This window comes from Sarcina sp. DSM 11001, from assembly GCF_900101015.1.
Taxonomy (GTDB): domain Bacteria; phylum Bacillota; class Clostridia; order Lachnospirales; family Lachnospiraceae; genus CAG-791.
The window spans coordinates 265,101-287,501 of the sequence record NZ_FNFZ01000001.1; the positions used below are offsets into that span (position 1 = coordinate 265,101).

14 protein-coding genes are annotated in these 22,401 nt (G+C 53.4%); 12 read left to right on the top strand and 2 right to left on the bottom strand.

Annotated features, from left to right (window positions below; all coding sequences use genetic code 11):
- Nucleotides 1-3 precede the first annotated feature (3 nt).
- The 3 genes from prfA to ppk1 all read left to right on the top strand — a co-directional run bounded on the left by prfA (nt 4) and on the right by ppk1 (nt 5,304).
- Complete coding sequence (gene prfA / locus BLT02_RS00955) at nt 4-1,083, top strand: peptide chain release factor 1 (RefSeq protein WP_092990974.1); 1,080 nt, start codon at nt 4-6, stop codon at nt 1,081-1,083.
- Nucleotides 1,084-1,274: 191 nt separating this feature from the next.
- On the top strand, nt 1,275-2,849 hold the full coding sequence (locus BLT02_RS00960) for a Ppx/GppA phosphatase family protein (RefSeq protein WP_092990975.1): 1,575 nt from the start codon (nt 1,275-1,277) through the stop codon (nt 2,847-2,849).
- Between the two features lie 49 nt (nt 2,850-2,898).
- The gene (ppk1, locus tag BLT02_RS00965) at nt 2,899-5,304 is read left to right on the top strand and encodes a polyphosphate kinase 1 (protein WP_092990976.1); all 2,406 of its coding nucleotides are present in this window, start codon (nt 2,899-2,901) and stop codon (nt 5,302-5,304) included.
- Nucleotides 5,305-5,379: 75 nt separating this feature from the next.
- Here ppk1 and BLT02_RS00970 read toward each other — a convergent pair whose 3' ends face one another.
- Entirely contained in the window at nt 5,380-7,017 is a 1,638-nt protein-coding gene (locus tag BLT02_RS00970; protein ID WP_092990977.1) for an ABC-F family ATP-binding cassette domain-containing protein, read from the bottom strand.
- A gap of 502 nt (nt 7,018-7,519) precedes the next feature.
- Here BLT02_RS00970 and BLT02_RS00975 point away from each other — a divergent pair.
- Nucleotides 7,520-8,386, top strand: coding sequence for a glycerophosphodiester phosphodiesterase family protein (locus BLT02_RS00975; RefSeq protein WP_092991011.1), 867 nt, complete (start codon nt 7,520-7,522; stop codon nt 8,384-8,386).
- A 189-nt stretch (nt 8,387-8,575) separates the two neighbouring features.
- On the top strand, nt 8,576-11,197 hold the full coding sequence (gene ppdK / locus BLT02_RS00980; protein WP_092990978.1) for a pyruvate, phosphate dikinase: 2,622 nt from the start codon (nt 8,576-8,578) through the stop codon (nt 11,195-11,197).
- A gap of 285 nt (nt 11,198-11,482) precedes the next feature.
- Here ppdK and BLT02_RS00985 read toward each other — a convergent pair whose 3' ends face one another.
- Complete coding sequence (locus BLT02_RS00985; protein WP_092990979.1) at nt 11,483-11,743, bottom strand: hypothetical protein; 261 nt, start codon at nt 11,741-11,743, stop codon at nt 11,483-11,485.
- Nucleotides 11,744-12,297: 554 nt separating this feature from the next.
- On the opposite strand from BLT02_RS00985, the gene BLT02_RS00990 reads away from it, so the two are divergent.
- The 7 genes from BLT02_RS00990 (at nt 12,298) to codY (ending at nt 22,310) form a co-directional block, all read left to right on the top strand.
- Nucleotides 12,298-12,585 (top strand): co-chaperone GroES, encoded by a 288-nt coding sequence (locus BLT02_RS00990; RefSeq protein WP_092990980.1) that lies wholly within the window; start codon nt 12,298-12,300, stop codon nt 12,583-12,585.
- 148 nt (nt 12,586-12,733) lie between these two features.
- Nucleotides 12,734-14,350 (top strand): chaperonin GroEL, encoded by a 1,617-nt coding sequence (groL, locus tag BLT02_RS00995; RefSeq protein ID WP_092990981.1) that lies wholly within the window; start codon nt 12,734-12,736, stop codon nt 14,348-14,350.
- Nucleotides 14,351-14,738: 388 nt separating this feature from the next.
- Nucleotides 14,739-17,060, top strand: a complete 2,322-nt coding sequence (locus tag BLT02_RS01000; RefSeq protein ID WP_092990982.1) for a RelA/SpoT family protein — start codon at nt 14,739-14,741, stop codon at nt 17,058-17,060.
- Nucleotides 17,061-17,116: 56 nt separating this feature from the next.
- The gene (locus BLT02_RS01005; RefSeq protein WP_092990983.1) at nt 17,117-17,764 is read left to right on the top strand and encodes an MBL fold metallo-hydrolase; all 648 of its coding nucleotides are present in this window, start codon (nt 17,117-17,119) and stop codon (nt 17,762-17,764) included.
- A gap of 5 nt (nt 17,765-17,769) precedes the next feature.
- A complete protein-coding gene (gene hemZ, locus BLT02_RS01010) occupies nt 17,770-19,251 on the top strand; it encodes a coproporphyrinogen dehydrogenase HemZ (protein WP_092990984.1) in 1,482 nt (493 codons plus the stop codon).
- Between the two features lie 97 nt (nt 19,252-19,348).
- Nucleotides 19,349-21,514 (top strand): type I DNA topoisomerase, encoded by a 2,166-nt coding sequence (gene topA, locus BLT02_RS01015; RefSeq protein ID WP_092990985.1) that lies wholly within the window; start codon nt 19,349-19,351, stop codon nt 21,512-21,514.
- Entirely contained in the window at nt 21,507-22,310 is an 804-nt protein-coding gene (codY, locus tag BLT02_RS01020) for a GTP-sensing pleiotropic transcriptional regulator CodY (RefSeq protein ID WP_278277360.1), read from the top strand. Before topA ends, codY begins: the two co-directional genes overlap by 8 nt.
- Nucleotides 22,311-22,401 lie beyond the last annotated feature (91 nt).

Below are 22,401 nucleotides of genomic sequence, written 5' to 3' on the forward strand. Positions count from 1 at the left end.
TTTATGTTTGAAAAAATGGAAGGAGTAGTCCTCCGCTATGAGGACATTTCACAGGAACTGATGAGTCCCGGCGTGACTTCGGACCAGAAGCGGTTCATGGCGCTCATGAAGGAGCAGAGCGATCTGGCTCCTCTGGTGGAGACTTACCAGTCCTATAAAAAAGCCCAGTCGGATGCGGAAGACGCCCAGCTCCTCCTGGCTGAAGAGAATGATGAGGAACTGCGGACGCTGGCCAAGGAAGAGCTGGCGCAGGCCAGAGACCAGGTCTCGGTCCTCGAGGAAAAACTGCGGATCCTGCTCCTGCCCAAGGACCCCAATGATGACAAAAATGTCATCGTGGAGATCCGCGCGGGGGCTGGCGGCGATGAGGCCGCTCTGTTCGCGGGTGATATTTACAGGATGTATGTCCATTATGCGGAGGGACGGGGCTGGCGTGTCGAGACGGTCAGCTTTGAAGAGATCGGGATCGGCGGCATGAAATCAGTGAGCTTTATTATTTCCGGAAAAGGAGCCTATTCCCGACTGAAATATGAGAGCGGCGTGCACCGGGTGCAGCGCGTCCCGGTGACCGAGTCCGGCGGCAGGATCCATACCTCGACCTGCACAGTGGCGGTGATCCCGGAGGTCGGCGACGACATCCAGATCGATATTCCGGACAAGGATGTCCGCATAGACGTCATGCGTGCTTCCGGAAACGGCGGCCAGTGCGTCAATACGACAGACTCCGCTGTCCGGCTGACCCACTATCCGACGGGAATCGTCATTTACAGCCAGACGGAGAAATCCCAGCTCCAGAACAAGGCGAAGGCCTGGGCACTCCTGCGCTCCAGGCTCTATGATCTCGAGATGCAGAGACGCCACGATGAAGAGGCGGACCTGAGGCGCAGCCAGATCGGGACAGGCGACCGGTCGGAAAAGATACGCACCTATAATTTCCCGCAGGGAAGAGTCACGGACCACAGGATCAAGTGCACGCTCTACAAGCTGGATTCCTTCCTAAACGGCGATATGGATGACATCATCGATCCTCTGATCGCGGCGGACCAGGCAGCCAAGCTGATGAAGCTGGGCGAGAGCGCCTGAACACTGCTTTCCCGGCGGAGGGAAAGTTTTCAGCGGAGAGAGTTTTCAGCGGAGAAGGTCAGGAACTGTTCCTGACAGCCGGTGAACACAGGTGTTTTTACCGGCTGTTTATGACCGGTTTTCAGACAGGTATAGGGGACCTGCAGGCGTGTCCTGAATGAAAGGGCATTGTCTTGAAAAAGGGGGAAAACATGGCAAATCTTTTCGGCGCGATCGATGTCGGCAGCCATGAGATCGAGCTCAAAATCTTTGAACTTTCCAGAAAGAGCGGGATCCGGCAGGTGGATGATGTCGTTCATCTGACTGATCTCGGGACGGATACCTATAATGACGGGCGGATCAGCTTTGCGCATGTTGCAGAGATCAAAAGGATCCTTCTCGATTATAAGAGGATCATGACCTCCTATGGCGTCACCAACTACCGCGCCTACGGGACCAGTGCCTTCCGGGATATGAAAAACGCCGCAGTGGTCCTGCGCCAGATCGAGCAGGAGACCGGGATCCACATCGATATCCTGGCCAATGCAGAGCAGCGCTTTCTCGATTATAAATCCATTGCCTCGAAGGGGGAGGATTTTAACCGCGTGATCGGCAAGGGGACAGCGATCGTTGACATCGGCGGCGGGAGCATCCAGATCTCCCTTTTTGAAAAGGACCGGCTGATACTCACGCAGAATCTGCAGCTGGGCGTCCTGCGTATGAATGAGCTCCTGCACCGCATCGGCGCAGGGAGCCGCAGGCTGGCCATGCTTGTGGAGGAAATGGTCAATTCCCAGCTCAATGTCTTTGACAAACTCTATCTGGCTGGTAGAGGGATCCGCAACATCATCGTTGTCGATGATTATATTTCAGAAGTGCTCAGCAGGAGGCGGTATGATTTCCAGGCAGGGATGACTGAAACACCGGACAAAATGAAGCAGTCCGGGAATTTTGTATCCGCCGGAGATTTCCGCCAGTATATGCAGGAGCTGGGAAAGATCAACCACACGGATCTGGCCAGGCGGCTGGGGATCGAGGATGACAATGTACCTCTTCTCAGGATCAGCGCCATAACCGTCCGCTGTATTATGGAGAGGATGCAGGCAGAGCTCCTGTGGTTCCCCTGTGTGACGCTCTGTGACGGCATTGTCTACGAATTTGCCGAGGAGAGAAAATACCTGCGTACAGCCCATAATTTTGAACAGGATATCCTTGCCTGCGCCGAGCAGATCAGCAGGCGCTACCGGGGAAGCGAAGAGCGGACCGGAACGATCAGGTCTATCGCCGTCAAAATCTTTGACAGTACGAAAAAGCTCCACGGAATGGGGAACAGAGAGCGGCTGCTTCTGGAGATCGCTGCGATCCTGTACGACTGCGGCCAGTATATCAGCATGACCAATCAGGCGGAATGCTCCAGCAACATCATCAGATCGACCGAGATCATCGGTATCTCCCAGATCGAGCGTCTGATCATAGCCTGCGCGGTCCTGTACAAGCATGAGGAGTTTTCCTTCCGGGTGCTCCGCAGTCAGGAGGCTTCCCTTGACAGGGAGGACTGCATCCTGGTCGCCAGACTCACAGCGATCCTCCGCGTAGCTGACGGTCTGGACGTCTCCCATCGGCAGAAATTCAGTGATTTCCAGATAAGGAACCAGGACGGAAAGATGGTCATCACGGTTGAGACAGAAGAGGATATTTCCCTGGAAAAAGGCCTGTTTGACCAGAGCGCGGAATTCTTTGAGGAAGTCTTTGGACTCCGCCCTGTGATCAAACAAAAGAAAAAATAAAAATGAAACACTCAGATCCCTGCGGGATCAGGAACATGGAGGATCAGACATGGCAGATCAGAAGGTAAAATATACAGATCCGCAATATTATCAGAACCGGGAACTGAGCTGGCTCAAATTTGACCGGAGATGTCTGAGCGAGGCGAGAAACAAGGACAATCCCCTGTTTGAGCGCCTCAAGTTCCTGAGCATCACGGCCTCCAACCTCGATGAATTTTTTATGGTCCGGGTGGCATCCCTGCAGGATATGATCAATGCGGGATATAAAAAGCGGGATATTGCCGGCATGACAGCCCAGGAGCAGCTCGATGCCCTCCTGACGGAGACTCATCAGTTTATGCAGAGGCAGTATTCTACCTACAATAAGCAGCTGGTGACCGGTCTCAAAGAGAATGGTCTGGAGATCGTCGGCAGTTATGAAGACCTGACAGAAAAAGAACAGAAATTTGTTGAGGAGTTTTTTGAAAACGAAGTCTTTCCCGTGCTGACTCCCATGGCCGTGGACAACTCCAGGCCCTTCCCCCTTGTCAGGAACAAGAGCCTGAACATCTGCGCCCTTCTCAAGAGAAAAGAAGGGACGGGACAGGGGATCCCGGGATATATGCGCAAGCCCAAAAAGGCGGACCGGGAGATCAGAGAGGACAGCTGGGATCCTTTTAACACTTCCATTCTGGAAAAAGAGGGCAAGGGCGGAAAAACAGCGAAGGGGTCGAAAGGCACCGGAAAGGATTCCGCCAATGTAAAGACCGCCGCCAAAGACGCAAGGGAAAAGGCGGCCAAAAAGGATTCCCGTGATGCCAGGACGGATAAAAAGGATGTAAAGACAGGTAAGGAGAAGGACGCAAAGGAAAAGAACCCCTTCCAGTATGCGACCATCCAGGTCCCCGCGGTCCTGCCCCGGATCCTTGAACTGCCGGAAAGCCCTGTCAGGAGGATCATTTTCCTGGAGGAGATCATCCGCCATCACCTTCCCGGACTCTTTCTGAATTATGACGTCGTCTGCGCCTATCCCTATCGTGTAACGAGGAATGCAGATCTTTCGATCGACGAGGACGAGGCCGCCGATCTCCTCAAGGAGATAGAGAAACAGCTCAAAAAAAGGCAGCGGGGCTATGCCATCCGGCTCGAGGTGGAAGCAGGTATGGATCCCAGACTGCTGGGCTTTTTGAAAAAAGAATTCGAGGTCGGAGACGACAGGATCTACGAGATCGACGGTCCTCTGGACCTGACCTTCCTCATGAAGCTCTACGGGATCCCGGGCTTTGAGTGGCTGCGGGAAAGCAGGTACGCGAAGCCGCAGGAGATTCCGGCGCTCCCGTCCGGCTGCAATATTTTTGAACAGATCCGCGGCGGCGATATTTTCATGCACCACCCCTACCAGACCTTCCAGCCTGTCGTGGACTTCGTCGCCCAGGCGGCGGACGATCCGGAAGTCCTGGCGATCAAGCAGACACTCTACCGCGTCAGCGGCAATTCACCCATCATTGCGGCCCTGGCCAGAGCTGCGGAGAACGGGAAACAGGTGACGGTCCTGGTGGAGCTCAAGGCCAGATTCGATGAAGAAAACAACATCGTCTGGGCCAGGATGCTGGAGCACGCAGGCTGCCATGTCATTTACGGCCTGATCGGCCTCAAGACCCACAGCAAGATCACTCTCGTGGTCCGCCGCGAGATGGACGGGATCCGCCGCTATGTGCATCTGGCCACCGGCAACTACAACGATACCACAGCCAGGATCTATACGGATATCGGCATCATGACCTGCCGGGACGACATCGGCGAGGATGCCACCAGTGCTTTCAACATGCTCTCCGGCTATTCGGAACCCCGCTACTGGAACTGCCTGGCCCTGGCCCCCCTGTGGCTCAAGGACCGGTTCCTCCATCTGATCCGACGCGAGGCTGCCCATGCTGCAAACGGCGAGAAAGCCTGTATCCGGGCAAAAATGAACTCCCTGTGCGATCCGGATATCATGGAGGCCCTGTACGAAGCCAGCTCCGCCGGTGTCAGGATCGACCTCATCGTGCGCGGCATCTGCTGCCTCAAGGTCGGGATCCCCGGCGTCAGTGAGAACATCCATGTCCGGTCCATCGTAGGCAACTTCCTTGAACACAGCCGAATCTTTTACTTTGAGAATGGCGGCCGCCCCGAAGTCTTCGCCGCCAGCGCCGACTGGATGCCCAGAAACCTCGACCGCCGCGTGGAGATCCTCTTCCCCATCCTGGACCGCAGGATCGCCGAAAAAGTGACCCACATCCTCGACGTAGAGCTCGCCGACACCGTCAAGGCCCATGTCCTGAAAGCGGACGGCTCCTACGACCGCGTCGACAAGCGCGGCAAAGAACTGATCGACTCCCAGCGCGTCTTCTGCGACGAGGCTGTAAAAGAAGCCCAGGAAGCCCTGCATCCCCGCGGGGAAAGAGTCTTCATCCCCGCAGAGGCTAAGGAAAACTGAAAAATACCTGAAAAATCCCCGGAATCAAGATGATACCGGGGATTTTTTACAGGATTTTTTACAGTTATAGTTCTGTCAGTTGCTGTCTTCATCCTTGTTGGCGATGTAGACAGTGCGCTTTCTGGCTTCAGCGTTGTTCTCCAGATAATCGTCGTAAGTGGAGACTTTGTCGATGATGGAGCCGTCGGGCAGGATCTCGATGATGCGGTTTGCGGTGGTCTGCACGACCTGGTGGTCGCGGCAGGCAAACAGCTCGACGCCGGGGAAGCGCATCATGCCTTCGTTGAGGGCGGAGATGGATTCCATGTCGAGGTGGTTCGTGGGCTCGTCAAAGATCAGGCAGTTTGCGCCGCTGATCATCATTTTGGAGAGCTGGCAGCGGACCTTCTCACCTCCCGAGAGGATATTGACATGCTTGATGCCGTCCTCGCCGGCAAAGAGCATGCGCCCCAGGAAACCGCGGACATAGGTGACGTCCTTGATGGGGGAGTAGCCGGTGAGCCATTCGGTGATGGTCAGGGAAGAGTCAAACTCCTTTGTATTGTCCTTGCAGAAATAGGCCTGGCTGGTGGTGATACCCCACTTGTAGGTGCCTTCATCGGGCTCCATGTTGCCGGTAAGGATCTCGAACAGGGTGGTCTTCGCCAGTTCCTGGCTGCCGACAAAAGCGATCTTGTCGTCGTGCCCCATGACGAAGGAGACATTGTCCAGGACCTTGACGCCGTTGACGGTCTTGGAGATCCCGCTGACGGTGAGTACTTCGTTTCCGATCTCGCGGTCAGGCCTGAAATCGATATAGGGATATTTGCGGCTGGAGGGCTTGATCTCGTCGAGCTGGATCTTTTCCAGGGCGCGCTTGCGGCTCGTCGCCTGTTTGGATTTGGAGGCGTTGGCGGAGAAACGGGAGATAAACTCCTTGAGCTCCTTGATCTTTTCCTCCTTCTTTTTATTTGCTTCCTTCATCTGCCTGATCAGAAGGCGGGAGGATTCATACCAGAAATCGTAGTTGCCGGCATAGAGTGTGATCTTGCCGTAATCGATGTCCGCGATGTAGGTGCAGACCTTGTTGAGGAAATATCTGTCGTGGGAGACGACAATGACGGTATTGGGGAAGTTGATCAGGAACTCCTCCAGCCAGTTGATGGCGTCCAGATCCAGATGGTTGGTGGGCTCGTCGAGGAGCAGGACGTCGGGATTTCCAAAGAGAGCGCGGGCAAGAAGTACTTTGACCTTTTGTGCGCCCGTGATCTCGCGCATGAGATATCCGTGGAGCTCTGTCTCGATGCCGAGGCCGTTCAACAGGGCTTCCGCATTGGACTCGGCCTCCCAGCCGTCCATCTCGGCAAATTCCGTCTCCAGTTCGCTTGCCCGGATCCCGTCCTCGTCGGAAAAGTCCTCTTTTGCGTAGAGAGCGTCTTTTTCGGCACGGATCTCGAACAGCCTGGGATTTCCCTGAATGACCGTATCCAGGACGATCTGGTTGTCGTATTTGTTGTGATCCTGCTCCAGGAAGGAGAGACGCTGCCCTTCGGTGATCGTGACACTTCCATTGGTCGTCTCAAGCTGTCCCGAGAGTATGCGCAGGAAGGTGGATTTGCCGGCACCGTTCGCACCGATGATTCCGTAGCAGTTCCCTTCTGTGAATTTGATCGAGACATCTTCAAACAGTGCTTTTTTGCCAAGGCGGAGTGTAACGCCGTTTGCTGCGATCATATCTGTTTCCCTTTCTTTTATGAGGCAGACATCAGGATCTGTCTGTATTGGTGAAGTGCAGTTTATAAAATGCAGTCATAACGTAGCTGTCAATGGATAGCAATTAATATATCAGTCAATATATAGTATTTAGTACATAGCAATTAGTAAGCATACATGATTCAATAAAAAAAAGCAAGGTGTGATATGGGGACACCTGCTGTTTTCAGCGTTTTTTTCATCGATATTATGCACTTTTCAGCTTTGACCGGAAAGAATCCGGTGAGGATGCTGTTACTAGTACATCATAACTTATGCCCGCTGTTCCTCTGCCAGGCTCTGTCATATTATGTGGCAGACACAGGGAAATGGTGCTATAATGATTTTTGCTGAATTTTTACAGGCTGCATTGAATGATATAAAGATCATATCAATAGACGGATCATCTCAATTTACAGATCAAACAGGTTTAGAAAGAGAAAGATCAGATGCGCCGGATGCAGAGGGCGCAGAACAGGAGTGTATGGCAAAACGATTGAGAAAGGCCGGGCGGCTGGCCGTTGGCGCGGCGGCTGTTTCCGGGGCTTATCTTTTTACGATCATGCCCCGTCTGGTCAGAAAACCGGACAGAGAGGCGTTTCGAACCCGGTTCTTTGCCCACCGGGGGCTCCACAAAAACGGGACGGCTTATCCGGAGAACTCACTTCCCGCTATAAAAAGAGCTGTGGAGGCAGGATACGGGATTGAATTTGATATTCAGGTAACAAAAGACGGCATCCCTGTCGTCTTTCATGATTTTACGCTGAAGCGCATGTGCAGGAGGAAGGGGAAGGTCTGCGATTATACCCTGGAGCAGCTGAGGAGATTCCGTCTTCTGGACAGCGGAGAGCGGATCCCTACCTTTGAGGAAGCGCTGAAGCTTGTGGACGGAAAGGTCCCTCTGATCATAGAGATGAAGGTCGAGTACTATGACCTGCGTATATGCCGGGCAGCCGACAGGCTCTTAAGGGACTATCAGGGCGTGTACTGTATCGAATCCTTTAATCCTCTGGTGCTTTTATGGTACCGGAAGAACCGGCCGGATGTCATGAGGGGGCAGCTTTCTGACGGTTTTATCCACCAGAAGGAGTTCCGGACACCTGTCAAGATCGCTCCCGGCTTTTTTATTCAGTTTTTAGTTACGAATTGCGTGACAAGACCCGACTTTATCGCTTATAATCACAAGTATCAGGGCAATCTCTCCAGGTCTTTATGCCGCCGTCTTTTCAGAGGTAAGGCAGCTGCCTGGACAGTGCGCAGCGAGGAGGAGCTGCGGCGCGCGAAGCCACATTTTGACGTCTTCATTTTTGACAGTTTCCTTCCTGATGCCGCGCACCGGAAAAAGAACTGACCGGCATACAGCGGCGGAACCATTCAGGGTCTCGCTGCGATTTTTATATGTTTTATATGTCAACGGTTCAGCTGTCTGTTTTAATTCTGTCAATTCTTTATTTATAATAGTAATAACCGTTTATGACCCTGTTGGTTACTGCAGCCAAGTGCTACACTGCAGAACACATATCACATGAGGAGGTAATGAATGAGCAAGAGAGTTTACAAATTCAGTGAGGGAAATGCGGATATGCGCAATCTCCTGGGCGGCAAGGGAGCAAACCTTGCGGAAATGACCAATATCGGTCTGCCCATCCCGAACGGCTTCACAATCTCCACTGAGGCCTGCACGGACTACTACAACGATGGCAGGACCATCAACGAAGACACTCAGAAGCAGATCTTCGAAGCGCTTGCATGGCTTGAAGGCGTGCAGGGCAAGAAGTTCGGCGACACTGAGAATCCCCTTCTGGTCTCCGTCCGTTCCGGCGCCCGCGCATCCATGCCCGGTATGATGGACACGATCCTGAACCTGGGTCTCAACGATGTCTCTGTCAAGGGCTTCGCCCAGAAGACCGGCAATCCCCGCTTTGCATATGACTCTTACCGCCGTTTCATCCAGATGTTCTCCGACGTTGTCATGGAAATGAGCAAGACTTTCTTTGACAGCATCCTCGAGGACGTGAAAAAGAAACATGGATATACCTATGATACTGAGCTGACCGCAGAGGATCTGCAGGATGTCATCGCTCAGTACAAAGCTATTTATAAGGAAAAGATGGGTGAGGAATTCCCTCAGGATCCCAAGGTCCAGCTGATGGAAGCCATCAAGGCCGTTTTCCGCTCCTGGGACAACCCCCGCGCAAACTACTACCGTATGATGAATGATATCCCTTATTCCTGGGGTACCGCTGTCAACGTTCAGTCCATGGTCTTCGGCAACATGGGAGACACGTCAGGCACAGGCGTCGCCTTCACCCGTGACCCTGCAACAGGCGGCAAGGGCATCTTCGGTGAGTATCTGATCAACGCACAGGGCGAGGATGTCGTTGCGGGTATCCGCACACCTCAGAAGATCACCCAGCTCGCAAAGGATCTGCCTGAGTGCTACAAGCAGTTCATCAATATCGCGGATACCCTTGAAAAGCACTACCGCGACATGCAGGACATGGAGTTCACGATCGAGGACGGCAAGCTGTTCTTCCTGCAGACCAGGAACGGCAAGCGCACCGCTCAGGCAGCGATCCAGATCGCCTGCGACCTGGTGGACGAAGGCATGATCACCCCCGAGGAAGCGGTATGCAGGATCGAGGCGAAGTCTCTCGACCAGCTGCTCCATCCCGTCTTTGACGCGAAAGCCCTGAAAGAAGGCAAGCAGATCGGCGAAGCCCTTCCGGCATCTCCCGGCGCAGCGGCAGGCCGCATCTATTTCACGGCTGATGACGCCGTAGCAGCTCATGCTGCCGGCAGCCGTGTCATCCTGGTCCGTCAGGAGACCTCTCCCGAGGATATCGAAGGCATGCATGCAGCGGAAGGCGTTCTGACCATGCGCGGCGGCATGACCAGCCACGCTGCAGTCGTCGCCCGCGGAATGGGCACCTGCTGCGTCTCCGGCTGCGGCGACATGAAGGTCCATGAGGAAGAAAAGTACATCGAGCTCGGCGGCTTCACCATCAAAGAAGGTGAATACATGTCCCTCGACGGCTCCACCGGCAAGATCTACCTTGGTGATATCCCGACAGTCGAAGCTTCCATCAGCGGCAATTTCCAGCGCATCATGGCCTGGGCGGATGAGTTCCGCAGACTGAAAGTCCGCACCAATGCCGACACCCCCGAAGATGCGGCCAACGCGGTCCGCATGGGCGCGGAAGGCATCGGCCTGACCAGGACCGAGCACATGTTCTTCAATCCTGACAGGATCCCGAAGATCCGCAAGATGATCCTCTCTGATACCACTGAGGAGCGCGAGGCAGCCCTCAATGAGCTGATCCCCTTCCAGAAGGGCGACTTCAAGGGTATCTATGAGGCTATGGAAGGCCGTCCGGTCACCATCCGTTTCCTGGATCCGCCGCTTCACGAGTTCGTCCCCACTGCGGATGACGAGATCGCGGAACTGGCCAAGGATATGGGCCTGACCGCAGCAGAGGTCAAGGCGCGCTGCGACGCTCTGCATGAGTTCAACCCGATGATGGGCCACCGCGGCTGCCGTCTGGCGGTCACCTTCCCTGAGATCGCCCGCATGCAGACCAGAGCTGTCATGGAGGCTGCGATCGAGGTCAACGCCGAGAAGGGCTACAGCATCGTTCCCGAGATCATGATCCCTCTCGTAGGCGAGAAGAAAGAGCTCGCTTTTGTCAAGAACGTGGTCGTTGAGACAGCGGAAAAGGTCAAAGCAGAGAAGAACTCTGACATCAAGTACAAGGTCGGCACCATGATCGAGATCCCCCGTGCAGCCCTGCTGGCAGGCGAGATCGCTGAGGAGGCTGAGTTCTTCAGCTTCGGCACGAACGACCTGACCCAGATGACCTTTGGCTTCTCCCGCGACGATGCCGGCAAGTTCCTGCAGGATTACTATTCGAGCAAGATTTATGAGTCTGATCCCTTCGCCCACCTCGATCAGAACGGCGTAGGCCAGCTCATCCAGATGGCGGCTGAGAATGGCCGCAAGGTCCGCCCTGACATTCATCTGGGCATCTGCGGCGAGCACGGCGGCGATCCCGCTTCCATCGAGTTCTGCCACAAGGTCGGCCTGGACTATGTGTCCTGCTCACCTTTCCGTGTCCCAATCGCCAGACTGGCTGCAGCACAGGCAGCGATCAATAACAAATAAGGGGTCTGAAAGATTCTGTAAAATGATTCTGAAAAAAGATCCTGAAAAAGATTCTGAAAGAAGATTCTGAAAAGAATTCTTGAAAATGTAAATCCCGCCATACTTCCGGTATGGCGGGATTTATTTACGGATACATTTATTTACAGATATATTTATTTACAGATATATTTATTTACGAATATACTTATCTGCAAAAGCAGGTGTTAAGGTTCTTGTTCGCGAAGGTATTATTATGCAAAAGTCTTTTCATGAAAATCTACAAAGCATTATTTGTGAAAAGCTGTTTTAGGAAACGATCTTCAATCCATAGATGAGCTCCATCACCGTGCTGACCTCCTCCTTCATACGCTGGCAGGCCTCACTTTCATTGTCAAACTGCATCAGGCCGATCTTGGCCTTTCCTTCACTATAATATACTTCCCACTCCTGACGGTTTTTGTCCCAGCCAAGGCAGATCCGGTTTTTGTGATGTCCGCCCTTCATATTATACAAACGGGACGGAACCAGATGATCTTTAAAATATTTCTGTAATTCTTTTGCCGTCATTTCGATAGAGTCCTTTCAAATCCAATCATGTTTTATAAACAAAATCATCATTATTTATAAACAGCGAGTCTTGAATGCAACATCAGGTACAGACAGTACAGGCGCAGCCGGGTACAGATAACAGGGATCGTGCCTGCATTCAATACATGCCGGGATGCGGCTGGCTGACAGTCGAGATGTAGTTTTAAAAACTACATTTACCATATCACTGTATTTTCGGGATTTCAACTATATTTTGAAAAAACAGCTTTTGCACAGCTTTTGCTTTGAAGCAGTCCGGGGCTAAATACTTAAATTAAACCGGAAAATACGAAATACTTCGAAAAATAAAGAATAATAGAGAAAAACAGAGAAATATGGAGTAAACAGCTATCTAAATCAATTTGCAAACAATAGAGAGCCTGACTATTATACACGATAGGGCTGGCACTCGACAGTATAGAGTGCTAACAACATTAAAGATGATCGTACAGGAGCCTGAAGGGATATGGATCCTGTGATCCGGGTCGTCAGGCACCAATTGTAATGAAATGTTATGAATGGAGGTAATTATTATGAAGTTAGTTCCGCTGGGAGACAGGGTTGTATTAAAGCAGCTTGAGGCTGAGACTACTACAAAATCCGGTATTGTCCTTCCTGGACATGAGAAAGAGAAACCGCAGCAGGCAGAGGTTATTGCAGTAGGCCCCGGCGGCATGGTCGATGGCAAGGAAGTCAAGATGGAAGTCAAGGTTGGCGACCAGGTCATCTATTCCAAGTATTCAGGTACAGAAGTCAAGTTTGACGATGACGAGAAGTATGTGATCGTGAAACAGAGCGACATTCTGGCAATCATTGAATAAAGACGAAGAATAACCCGTTTCAGAAAAGACATGTGAGCTGGAAAAAGGATCAGATGCGGTCCTGAATGGTGAGATCCGGAAATGAACGACCGGATCGGATCCACAGAGTCCGGGTCACTTGGAACATTATATTTTGGAGGTAATCACCATGGCAAAGGAACTTAAACACGGCACAGATGCGCGCGTGGCAATGGCGGAAGGCATCAACAAGCTGGCTGATACAGTAAAGATCACTCTGGGACCCAAGGGCAGGAACGTTGTTCTGGACAAGACCTACGGCGCTCCGACTATCACCAATGACGGTGTGACCATCGCCAAGGAGATCGAGCTTGAGGATGCTTTTGAAAACATGGGCGCCCAGCTCGTCAAGGAAGTCGCAACCAAGACCAATGATGTCGCCGGCGACGGCACGACGACCGCGACTGTACTTGCACAAGCTATGATCAATGAAGGTATGAAGAACCTCGCTGCAGGCGCGAACCCGATCGTCCTGCGCAAGGGTATGCGCAAAGCTACTGAGGCTGCTGTTGAAGCTATCAAGGCTATGAGCACTCCCGTTCAGGGCAAGGATCATATCGAGAAGGTCGCGACTGTTTCCTCCAGCGATGAGAACGTAGGAAAGATGATCGCGGACGCGATGGAAAAGGTCTCCAAGGACGGCGTTATCACCATCGAGGAGTCCAAGACTATGCTGACCGAGCTGGATCTGGTCGAAGGCATGCAGTTTGACAGGGGCTACATCAGTGCATATATGGCGACAGATATGGACAAGATGGAAGCCAACCTCGAGGATCCCTTCATCCTGATCACAGATAAGAAGATCTCCACCATCCAGGATATTCTTCCCGTGCTCGAGCAGATCGTCAAAATGGGCGCAAGGCTCCTGATCGTGGCTGAGGACGTCGAGGGCGAAGCTCTGACGACCCTCATCGTCAACAAGCTGCGCGGCACTTTCAACGTTGTCGCTGTCAAGGCACCCGGCTACGGCGACAGAAGGAAAGCCATGCTCGAGGATATCGCTATCCTGACCGGCGGTACTGTCATCAGCTCCGACCTCGGCCTGGAGCTCAAGGATGCTTCCATGCAGCAGCTCGGCCGCGCCAAGAGCGTCAAGGTCGGCAAGGAAGAGACCGTCATTGTCGACGGACTCGGCGAGAAGGATGCGATCGACCAGCGTGTCGCCCAGATCAAGAAGCAGATCGAAGAGACCAAGTCTGATTTCGACCGCGAGAAGCTCCAGGAGCGTCTTGCCAAGCTGGCAGGCGGTGTCGCAGTCATCCGCGTCGGCGCAGCTACAGAGACCGAGATGAAGGAAGCTAAATTCCGTATGGAAGATGCCCTCAATGCTACCAGGGCAGCCGTAGAGGAAGGAATCATCTTCGGCGGCGGCAGTGCTTACATCCACGCCTCCAAGGAAGTCGAGAAGGTCGTCGCAGGACTGGACGGCGATGAGAAGACTGGTGCCCAGATCGTCCTTAAGGCTCTGGAATCTCCTCTTTTCCAGATCGCTGAAAATGCAGGCCTCAACGGTGCTGTCATTGTCAATAAGGTCAAGGAGTCCGAGGTCGGTGTCGGCTTTGATGCCTACAAGGAAGAGTATGTCAACATGATCGACGGCGGCATCCTCGATCCCGCCAAGGTCACCAGAAGCGCCCTTCAGAACGCGACCAGCGTTGCTTCCAGCTTCCTTACCACAGAGGCTGCTGTAGCCAACATCAAAGAGCCCATGCCCGCTATGCCCGCAGGTGCCCCCGGAATGATGTAACGCATAAGCTCCGGCGAAGCGGCCGGCCATATCCCATGCTCGCATGGGAATATGGCCGGACATTTCGCCGGGCAACGATATGAGAAAAAAAGCCCCGCGAATCCTCTGGGAGGATGAGCGGGGCGTTTTTTGTCCAAATGGCAGAAACCGGCCCCGCCCGGGGAGGTTGAATTTTTAACATTTCCATAAACCTCTGATTGACGTACTCAACAAAACAGACTATAATTGCTTTACTTTTATTATTTTCAGGCAATATTGAAGCTTTTTATCCGGTTTTTAAAAATGCTGTCCGCGATGCTGCATGCAGTATTCGCAGCAGCGTCCGATTACAGTGCCTGCAGAGCAGACGTAGGACGTCCACGGACAGAATCGACAGCTGAGGTACAGCATGATGGACGGAAAGGGAAAAGAAGAAAAGAAAAACAGCATAGCGATTGACACCGGTAAGATCGAAAGCATCGGAGAGTATCGATGTCCGGAGGACCTGTACCAGGGCCTGATCATGCGCGTCCGCAAATATCATCCCTCTGATGATATTTCATTGATTGAAAAAGCTTATGAGGTGGCCCGCAATGCTCATGAAGGGCAGCTGCGTAAATCCGGGGAGCCATATATCATTCACCCGCTGTATGTCTCCTCTATTCTGGCGGACCTCGAACTGGATAAGGAAACCATTGCCGCCGGACTTCTGCATGATGTGGTGGAGGATACAGTCCTGACACGCCAGCAGATCGAAGAGCAGTTCGGCGCTGATGTCGCGCGTCTGGTCGACGGCGTGACCAAGCTGAAAAAACTGAAGCTCTCCGGAGATTACGGGGACAGGACCCAGGTACAGCAGGAGATGCAGGCGAGAAATCTGCGCAAAATGTTTCTGGCCATGGCGAAGGATATCCGCGTCATCCTGATCAAGCTGGCAGACCGTCTGCACAATATGCGGACGATGGAGTTCATGCCTCTTGAAAAACAGCAGAGGATATCCCAGGAGACACTGGATATCTATGCCCCCATCGCAGACCGGCTCGGAATCTCCAAGATCAAGGTCGAGCTGGATGACCTCAGCCTTAAGTACCTGTATCCGGATGTTTACTTCGACCTGGTGACCCAGGTCGCTCAGCGCAAGTCCGAGCGGGAGCGCTATGTGCAGGAGATCGCCGCCCAGATCAAGGAGCATCTTAAGGAAGCCGGCATCAAGGGCGAGGTGGACGGCCGGGTCAAGCATTTCTTCAGCATTTACCGCAAGATGGTAAACCAGAACAAGTCGCTGGAGGAGATTTATGATCTCTTCGCAGTGCGTGTGATCGTGGAAACGATCCGGGACTGCTATGCCGTTCTGGGGACCATCCATGAGATGTACAAGCCCATCCCCGGCCGTTTCAAGGACTATATCGCCATGCCCAAGGCGAACATGTACCAGTCCCTGCACACAACACTGATCGGACCCTCGGGGCAGCCCTTTGAGATCCAGATCCGGACTTATGAAATGCACAAGGCGGCGGAATATGGTATTGCCGCCCACTGGAAATACAAGGAGGCAGGCAGCAGCCAGAAGGTTGAGAAGACCAGGGAGGAAGAAAAGCTGACCTGGCTCCGGCAGATCCTTGAATGGCAGCAGGACATGTCGGACAACCGTGAATTCATGGATCTGCTCAAAAGCGATCTGAACCTGTTTTCGGATGATGTCTACTGTTTTACCCCCCGCGGGGAGGTCAAGAATCTTCCGGCGGGCTCTACGCCGATCGATTTTGCCTATGCGATCCACACCGCGGTCGGAAACCGCATGGTGGGCGCCAAGGTCAACGACAAGATCGTCAACATCGATTATGTGATCAGGAACGGCGACCGGATCGAGATCCTGACGAGCGCGAGCTCCAAGGGCCCCAGCATGGACTGGCTCACCATAGCAAAGAGCGCCTCCACCAGGAACAAGATCAATCAGTGGTTCAAAAAAGAAAATAAAGAGGAAAATATCACCAGGGGCAGGGAGCTGATCCAGTCTTATGCGAAGACCCACAGTCTTCCTCTCCAGAAGCTGCTCAAACCCGAGTATCAGAGTTTCATTCTGAAAAAATACGGTTTCAGGGACTGGGATGCCCTCCTGGCCGCCATCGGACATGGCGGGATCAAGGAAGGGCAGATCATGAACAAGCTCTCCGATCTCTATCAGGAGGATCACAGGAAACAGCTCTCCGAGGAAGAGATCATCTCTCAGATCCAGAACAGCCAGCAGCATGTCCGGGGCGGCCATGGAGCCGGCTCTGTGATCATCAAGGGAGTGGACGGCGTGTCGATCCGCTTCTCCAAATGCTGCAATCCGGTTCCCGGAGATCCTATCGTCGGCTTTATCACACGGGGAAGGGGAGTTTCGATCCATCGCAGCGACTGCAGCAACGTCGCCAATATCTCCCCGGAGGAAGCGGACAGGCTCATCGAGGTCTCCTGGACAGAAGAGAGCATGCAGGACAAGGAGGAGGGATTCCTCGCCGAGATCAAGATCTACGCAAGAGACCGGAGCGGTCTCCTCAATGAACTGACCAGAGTCTTTTCGGAAAAGGACATCAGCATCCTCCGGATCTCCTCCGCGACCAACAGGCAGGGGATCGCCACACTCGTACTCGGTTTTGAGGTAAAGAGCAGGGAGGAGCTCCACGAGATCACGATGCGTCTGCAGGCTGTCAGGGATGTCCAGGCGATCAAGCGGACCAACGGCTGAGCGCGCGGAGATTTCATTTTTAAAATAAGAAGAATAGAAGATCAATGGAGGATCATATGCCAGATACAGGTTCTGTTATAAAAGTTAACTGCTTTATGGTCGGCATGGTGCAGACCAATTTCTACTTCCTTTACAGGGAGGGCAGCAGTGAGACGATCGTCTTTGACCCGGCAGATCTCGGAGACAGGCTGTATGAGGAACTGGAAAAGCGCGGGCTCACTGTGAAGGCCATCTTTCTCACCCACGCGCATTTTGACCATATCATGGGGCTGGAGGCCCTCAAGGAGCGTACAGGCGCTCCGGTTTACGCCTGCATCCATGAAAAGCGGCTGTGCGAGTCCGCTTCCCTCAACCAGTCCGTTTCCATCGGACGCCCCTGCATCGCCGAGGTGGATCACTACCTGGAGGACGGAGAGGAGATCACCTGCGCCGGGATCACGATGCGCGTGATCCACACTCCGGGACATACGGAGGGAAGCTGCGCCTATTACATCGAGGACGGACACATCCTGATCAGCGGCGATACACTTTTCCAGCAGTCCATCGGCAGATCTGATTTTCCCACCGGGAACGGTGAGACACTGGCAGAGTCCATCAGGACCAGGCTGTATACACTTCCGGACGACACGTCTGTCTTTTCCGGGCATGGCGATGTGACCACGATCGGATATGAAAAGAAGCACAACTGGTTCGTCAGGGCATAAGACATATGATCACTGTAATCGTAAATATTGACCTGTACAGGTATGAAATCCACTCTCTGCTAAAGGCTTTTTACCCGCGAGAGGACGTCAAGGTCCTGACAGAAGCGGATGCCGTCGGCAGCCGCAAGTATCAGCAGATCGCGAGAGAGCCTTTTCTGAGGGTGGTTTTTGCGGAAAAAAATATCACCCTGTCCTTCTGCGATGGTTCGGACCAGCGCGCAGCCGCTGTACTGGGGGATCTTCCCGCTGACCGCAAGAGCCAGGAGCTCAAGACCCTGCTCAAGCACCTTCTCTACGACATGCTTTCGAAGCGGGAAGAACGGACGCTCCCCTGGGGCGAGCTCATAGGCATCCGGCCGACCAAGATCGCCATGCAGTCTCTCCTGGATGGAAAGACTGTCGAGGAAGCCGCGGCTGCAATGGAACATGACCATCTCGTCAGCCCCGGAAAAGCCCTGCTCTCGGCGCAGATCGCCCAGAGAGAAAGAGAGATCCTCGCCGATATTCATTATAAAAACGGCTACAGCCTCTATGTGGGGATCCCTTTTTGTCCGACGACATGTCTTTACTGCTCTTTCCCGTCCTTTAACCTGGCGCTCTGGAAGGACAGAGTGGACAGCTATCTGGACGCCCTCGAAAGAGAAATGAAGGCCTGTTCGGAGATGATGAAAGGCCGGGTCCTCGACACGGTTTATATAGGGGGCGGCACGCCTACCACACTCGAGCCTGCTCAGCTGGAGCGTCTCTTTGCCATGCTGGAAAAGTATTTTCCCATGGAGAACGTCCAGGAGTTCACGATCGAAGCCGGCCGTCCGGACAGCATCACCATGGACAAGCTCCGGGTGATCCGCGCTCATGATGTCACGAGGATCAGTGTCAATCCCCAGACCATGAAAGAGGAGACCCTGCGCCTGATCGGGCGGATGCATACTGTGGATGAGGTGCGGCAGGCCTATGCCATGTGCCGCGAAGCAGGTTTTGACAATATCAATATGGATATGATCCTTGGTCTCCCTGAGGAGACTCTGGAGGACGTGCGCGATACGCTCAGGCAGATCACAGACCTGTCGCCGGACAGCCTGACCGTGCATTCCCTCGCCCTCAAGCGGGGATCCCGAATGCAGAAATACATAGAGGAGAAAGGTTTTTCTTCTATTTATAATACGGACGGATGTATGGAACTGGCAGCTGAAGCGGCGGCCGGTATGGGCATGGAGCCCTATTATCTGTACCGGCAGAAGAATATCTCTGGCAACCTTGAAAACGTCGGCTATGCGCGTCCGGGAAAGGCCGGGATCTACAATATCCTGATCATGGAGGAAAAACAGTCGATCCTTGCCCTGGGCGCCGGCAGTATTTCCAAGGCGGTCTTCGATCACGGAAGGATCGAGAGGAGCGACAACTGCAAGGATGTCGCCACTTATATTGAAAATGTTGAAGAAATGATTGGACGGAAAGCAAGGCTCGGGATCGGAGACAGTCAGTAACGGCTGCCCGCGTCCCGCCGCCCCGCAAGTTACTCCTTCGTCCCCGACAGGTTGTGTGGAGTAACAATAAGTAAGAAAAGGAACCGGTAATTAGTTTATGGCAGCAAGTCGAAAAAAAAGAAATCTGGTAATCGTGGAGTCGCCTGCGAAGGTAAAGACCATCAAAAAATTCCTGGGGTCAACCTACGAGGTGACGGCTTCCAACGGGCATGTGCGCGACCTTCCCAAGAGCAAAATGGGAATCGATATAGAACATGATTATGAACCGCAGTATATTACGATCCGCGGCAAGGGCGAGCTTCTGGCGGGCCTTCGCAAGCTCGTGAAAAAAGCGGACTGCATCTATCTCGCAACGGACCCTGACCGCGAGGGGGAGGCGATCTCCTGGCATCTTAAGACAGCCCTGAAGCTGGATGATTCAGCGGATAAAAAGGTTTCGAGGATCACTTTTAACGAGATCACTAAAAAGGCGGTCACAGAGTCGCTCAAAAATGCCAGGGAGCTGGACATGAACCTGGTCAACGCCCAGCAGACGCGGAGGATCCTGGACCGCATGGTCGGTTATGAGATATCCCCCCTCCTGTGGGCGAAGGTCAAGCGCGGGCTCTCGGCCGGCAGGGTTCAGTCCGTGGCGCTGCGCATGATCGGGGACAGAGAGGATGAGATCAATTCCTTTATTCCCGAGGAGTACTGGACACTGGATGCGCAGTTTTCCGTACAGGGCTGGACGAAGCCCCTTCTCGCGCATTACTACGGGAAACTGGAGGAAGTCGGAAAGCCGGCCAGGGTGGATCTTTCCAACCGGGAGGAGACGATGAGGATCGTGGACGGCCTCGAGAACGCGGCTTTTGCGGTCCGGGATGTGAAACGATCCGAGAGGACGAGAAAACCGCCCCTTCCCTTTACCACTTCGACCCTTCAGCAGGAGGCCAGCAAGGTCCTGAACTTCTCCCCCCAGAAAACCATGCGCATCGCCCAGCAGCTTTACGAGGGTGTCGAGGTCAAGGGACAGGGTACAGTAGCCCTCATCACCTATCTCAGAACTGACAGCGTAAGGATCTCGGAGGAAGCGCAGGCGGCTGTGGCAGCCTTTATCGGGGAAACCTATGGAGAGGACTATCTCCAGGCTCAGACCAGGGAGGAAAAGCAGACCACAAAGATCCAAGATGCTCACGAGGGTATCCGGCCGACCGAAGTCACCCGTCTGCCCGCCCAGATCAGGGAGTCCCTGTCCAGGGAACAGTACCGTCTGTATCAGCTGATCTGGAAGAGGTTTGTCGCCAGCCGCATGAGTCCGGCCCGCTATGAGACGACCCAGGTGAGGATCCAGGGGACACCTGCACCTGCCCACAAGGATATGCCTGTCCAGATCTTCAGCGTCTCTGCCTCCCGGCTTTTGTTCGATGGTTTCCAGAAGGTTTATATGGAGGACGAGGAGGAGAAGACCCCTTCTCTGGGAAAGGGTCTCGATGAAAACAGCGAGATCTCGCTCGATCTTTTTGACCCCCGCCAGCATTACACCCAGCCGGCTCCTCACTACAATGAAGCCTCGCTGGTGCGGGCCCTGGAGGAGCAGGGGATCGGCCGTCCCAGTACCTACGCCCCTACGATCTCGACGATCCTGGCCCGCAGATATATCGTCAAAGAGGACAAAAACCTCTACATGACCGAACTGGGAGAAGCAGTCAATGACATTATGAAAAAGGCATTTCCGACGATCGTCGACCTTTCCTTTACCGCGAACATGGAGGGACTGCTCGACGGGATCGCGGACGGACAGGTAAAATGGAAGACCGTGATCGAGAATTTTTATCCGGATCTTCACGAAGCGGTCCTGCAGGCGGAGAAGGATCTGGAAAAGATCCAGATCGCGGACGAGGAGACAGAAGAGATCTGCGAAAACTGCGGACGGCACATGGTCATCAAATACGGCCCTCATGGAAAGTTCCTGGCCTGTCCCGGCTTCCCGGAGTGCCACAACACGAAGCCCTATTATGAAAAGATCGGTGTTGCCTGCCCGAAATGCGGCAAGGATATCATCGTCAGGATGAGTAAAAAAGGCAGAAGATACTACGGATGCATGGGCAATCCGGAATGTGACTTCATGGTATGGCAGAAACCCTCTGCCAAAAGATGCCCCCGCTGCGGCGGCATAATGCTGGAAAAAGGAAACAGGCTGGTCTGCGCGGACAAGGAATGCGGATATCTGGAAGAACAGAGCGAGCCGGCGAATGCTTTTTTGGAGGAGAGTACAGGTGAATAAAACGCAGGCGGCAAACAATGTGATCCTATTGGACAATACAAGAAAAATAGAAAAACTGATCCACAACAATGATACAGGAAAGGTCGTGTTCAACGATATCTGTAAGGTCATGAGCGGGATCCTGGACGCCCATATCCTGGTGATCAGTAAAAAAGGAAAGGTGCTGGGTGTCGGAGAGTGCGCCAATGTTCACGCAGCCCACGGCCTGATCGAGGACGAGGTGGGAACATTCGTGGATCCGGAGCTCAATTCCAGGCTCCTGGATATCCTGTCCACACATGAAAATGTGAGTCTGAACACTTTGGGCTTCTTTTCACCCGAAGACAAAGACCTGATGGGGATCGTACTCCCGATCGAGGTCGCAGGGGAGCGCCTTGGTACAGTGTTTATCTATAAGGATGGGGAACACTTTGATGTCGACGACATCATTCTTTCCGAGTACGGGACGACTGTGGTGGGCCTGGAAATGCTGCGCGCCGTCACAGAGGAGACCGCGGAGGAAAACCGCAAGGTCTCTGTTGTCAAGTCCGCGATCGGAACTCTCAGCTACACGGAGATGCACGCCATCATCCACATCTTTGAGGAGCTTGACGGCGTGGAAGGCATCCTGGTCGCCAGCAAGATCGCCGACAAGGCGGGGATCACCCGCAGCGTCGTCGTCAACGCCCTCCGCAAATTCGAGTCCGCCGGTGTCATTGAGTCCCGGTCATCCGGCATGAAGGGAACCTACATCAAGGTCCTCAACGATGCGATCTACGGTGAACTGGCATGGCTCAGAAAACAGGTGCAGCCATAAAAATTATTCTTGCACCCTTGTAATGAATATGGTATGATAGCTGAGTTGCAGTCCATATTTCTATAAGTACTGCACACAGTTACATATAATA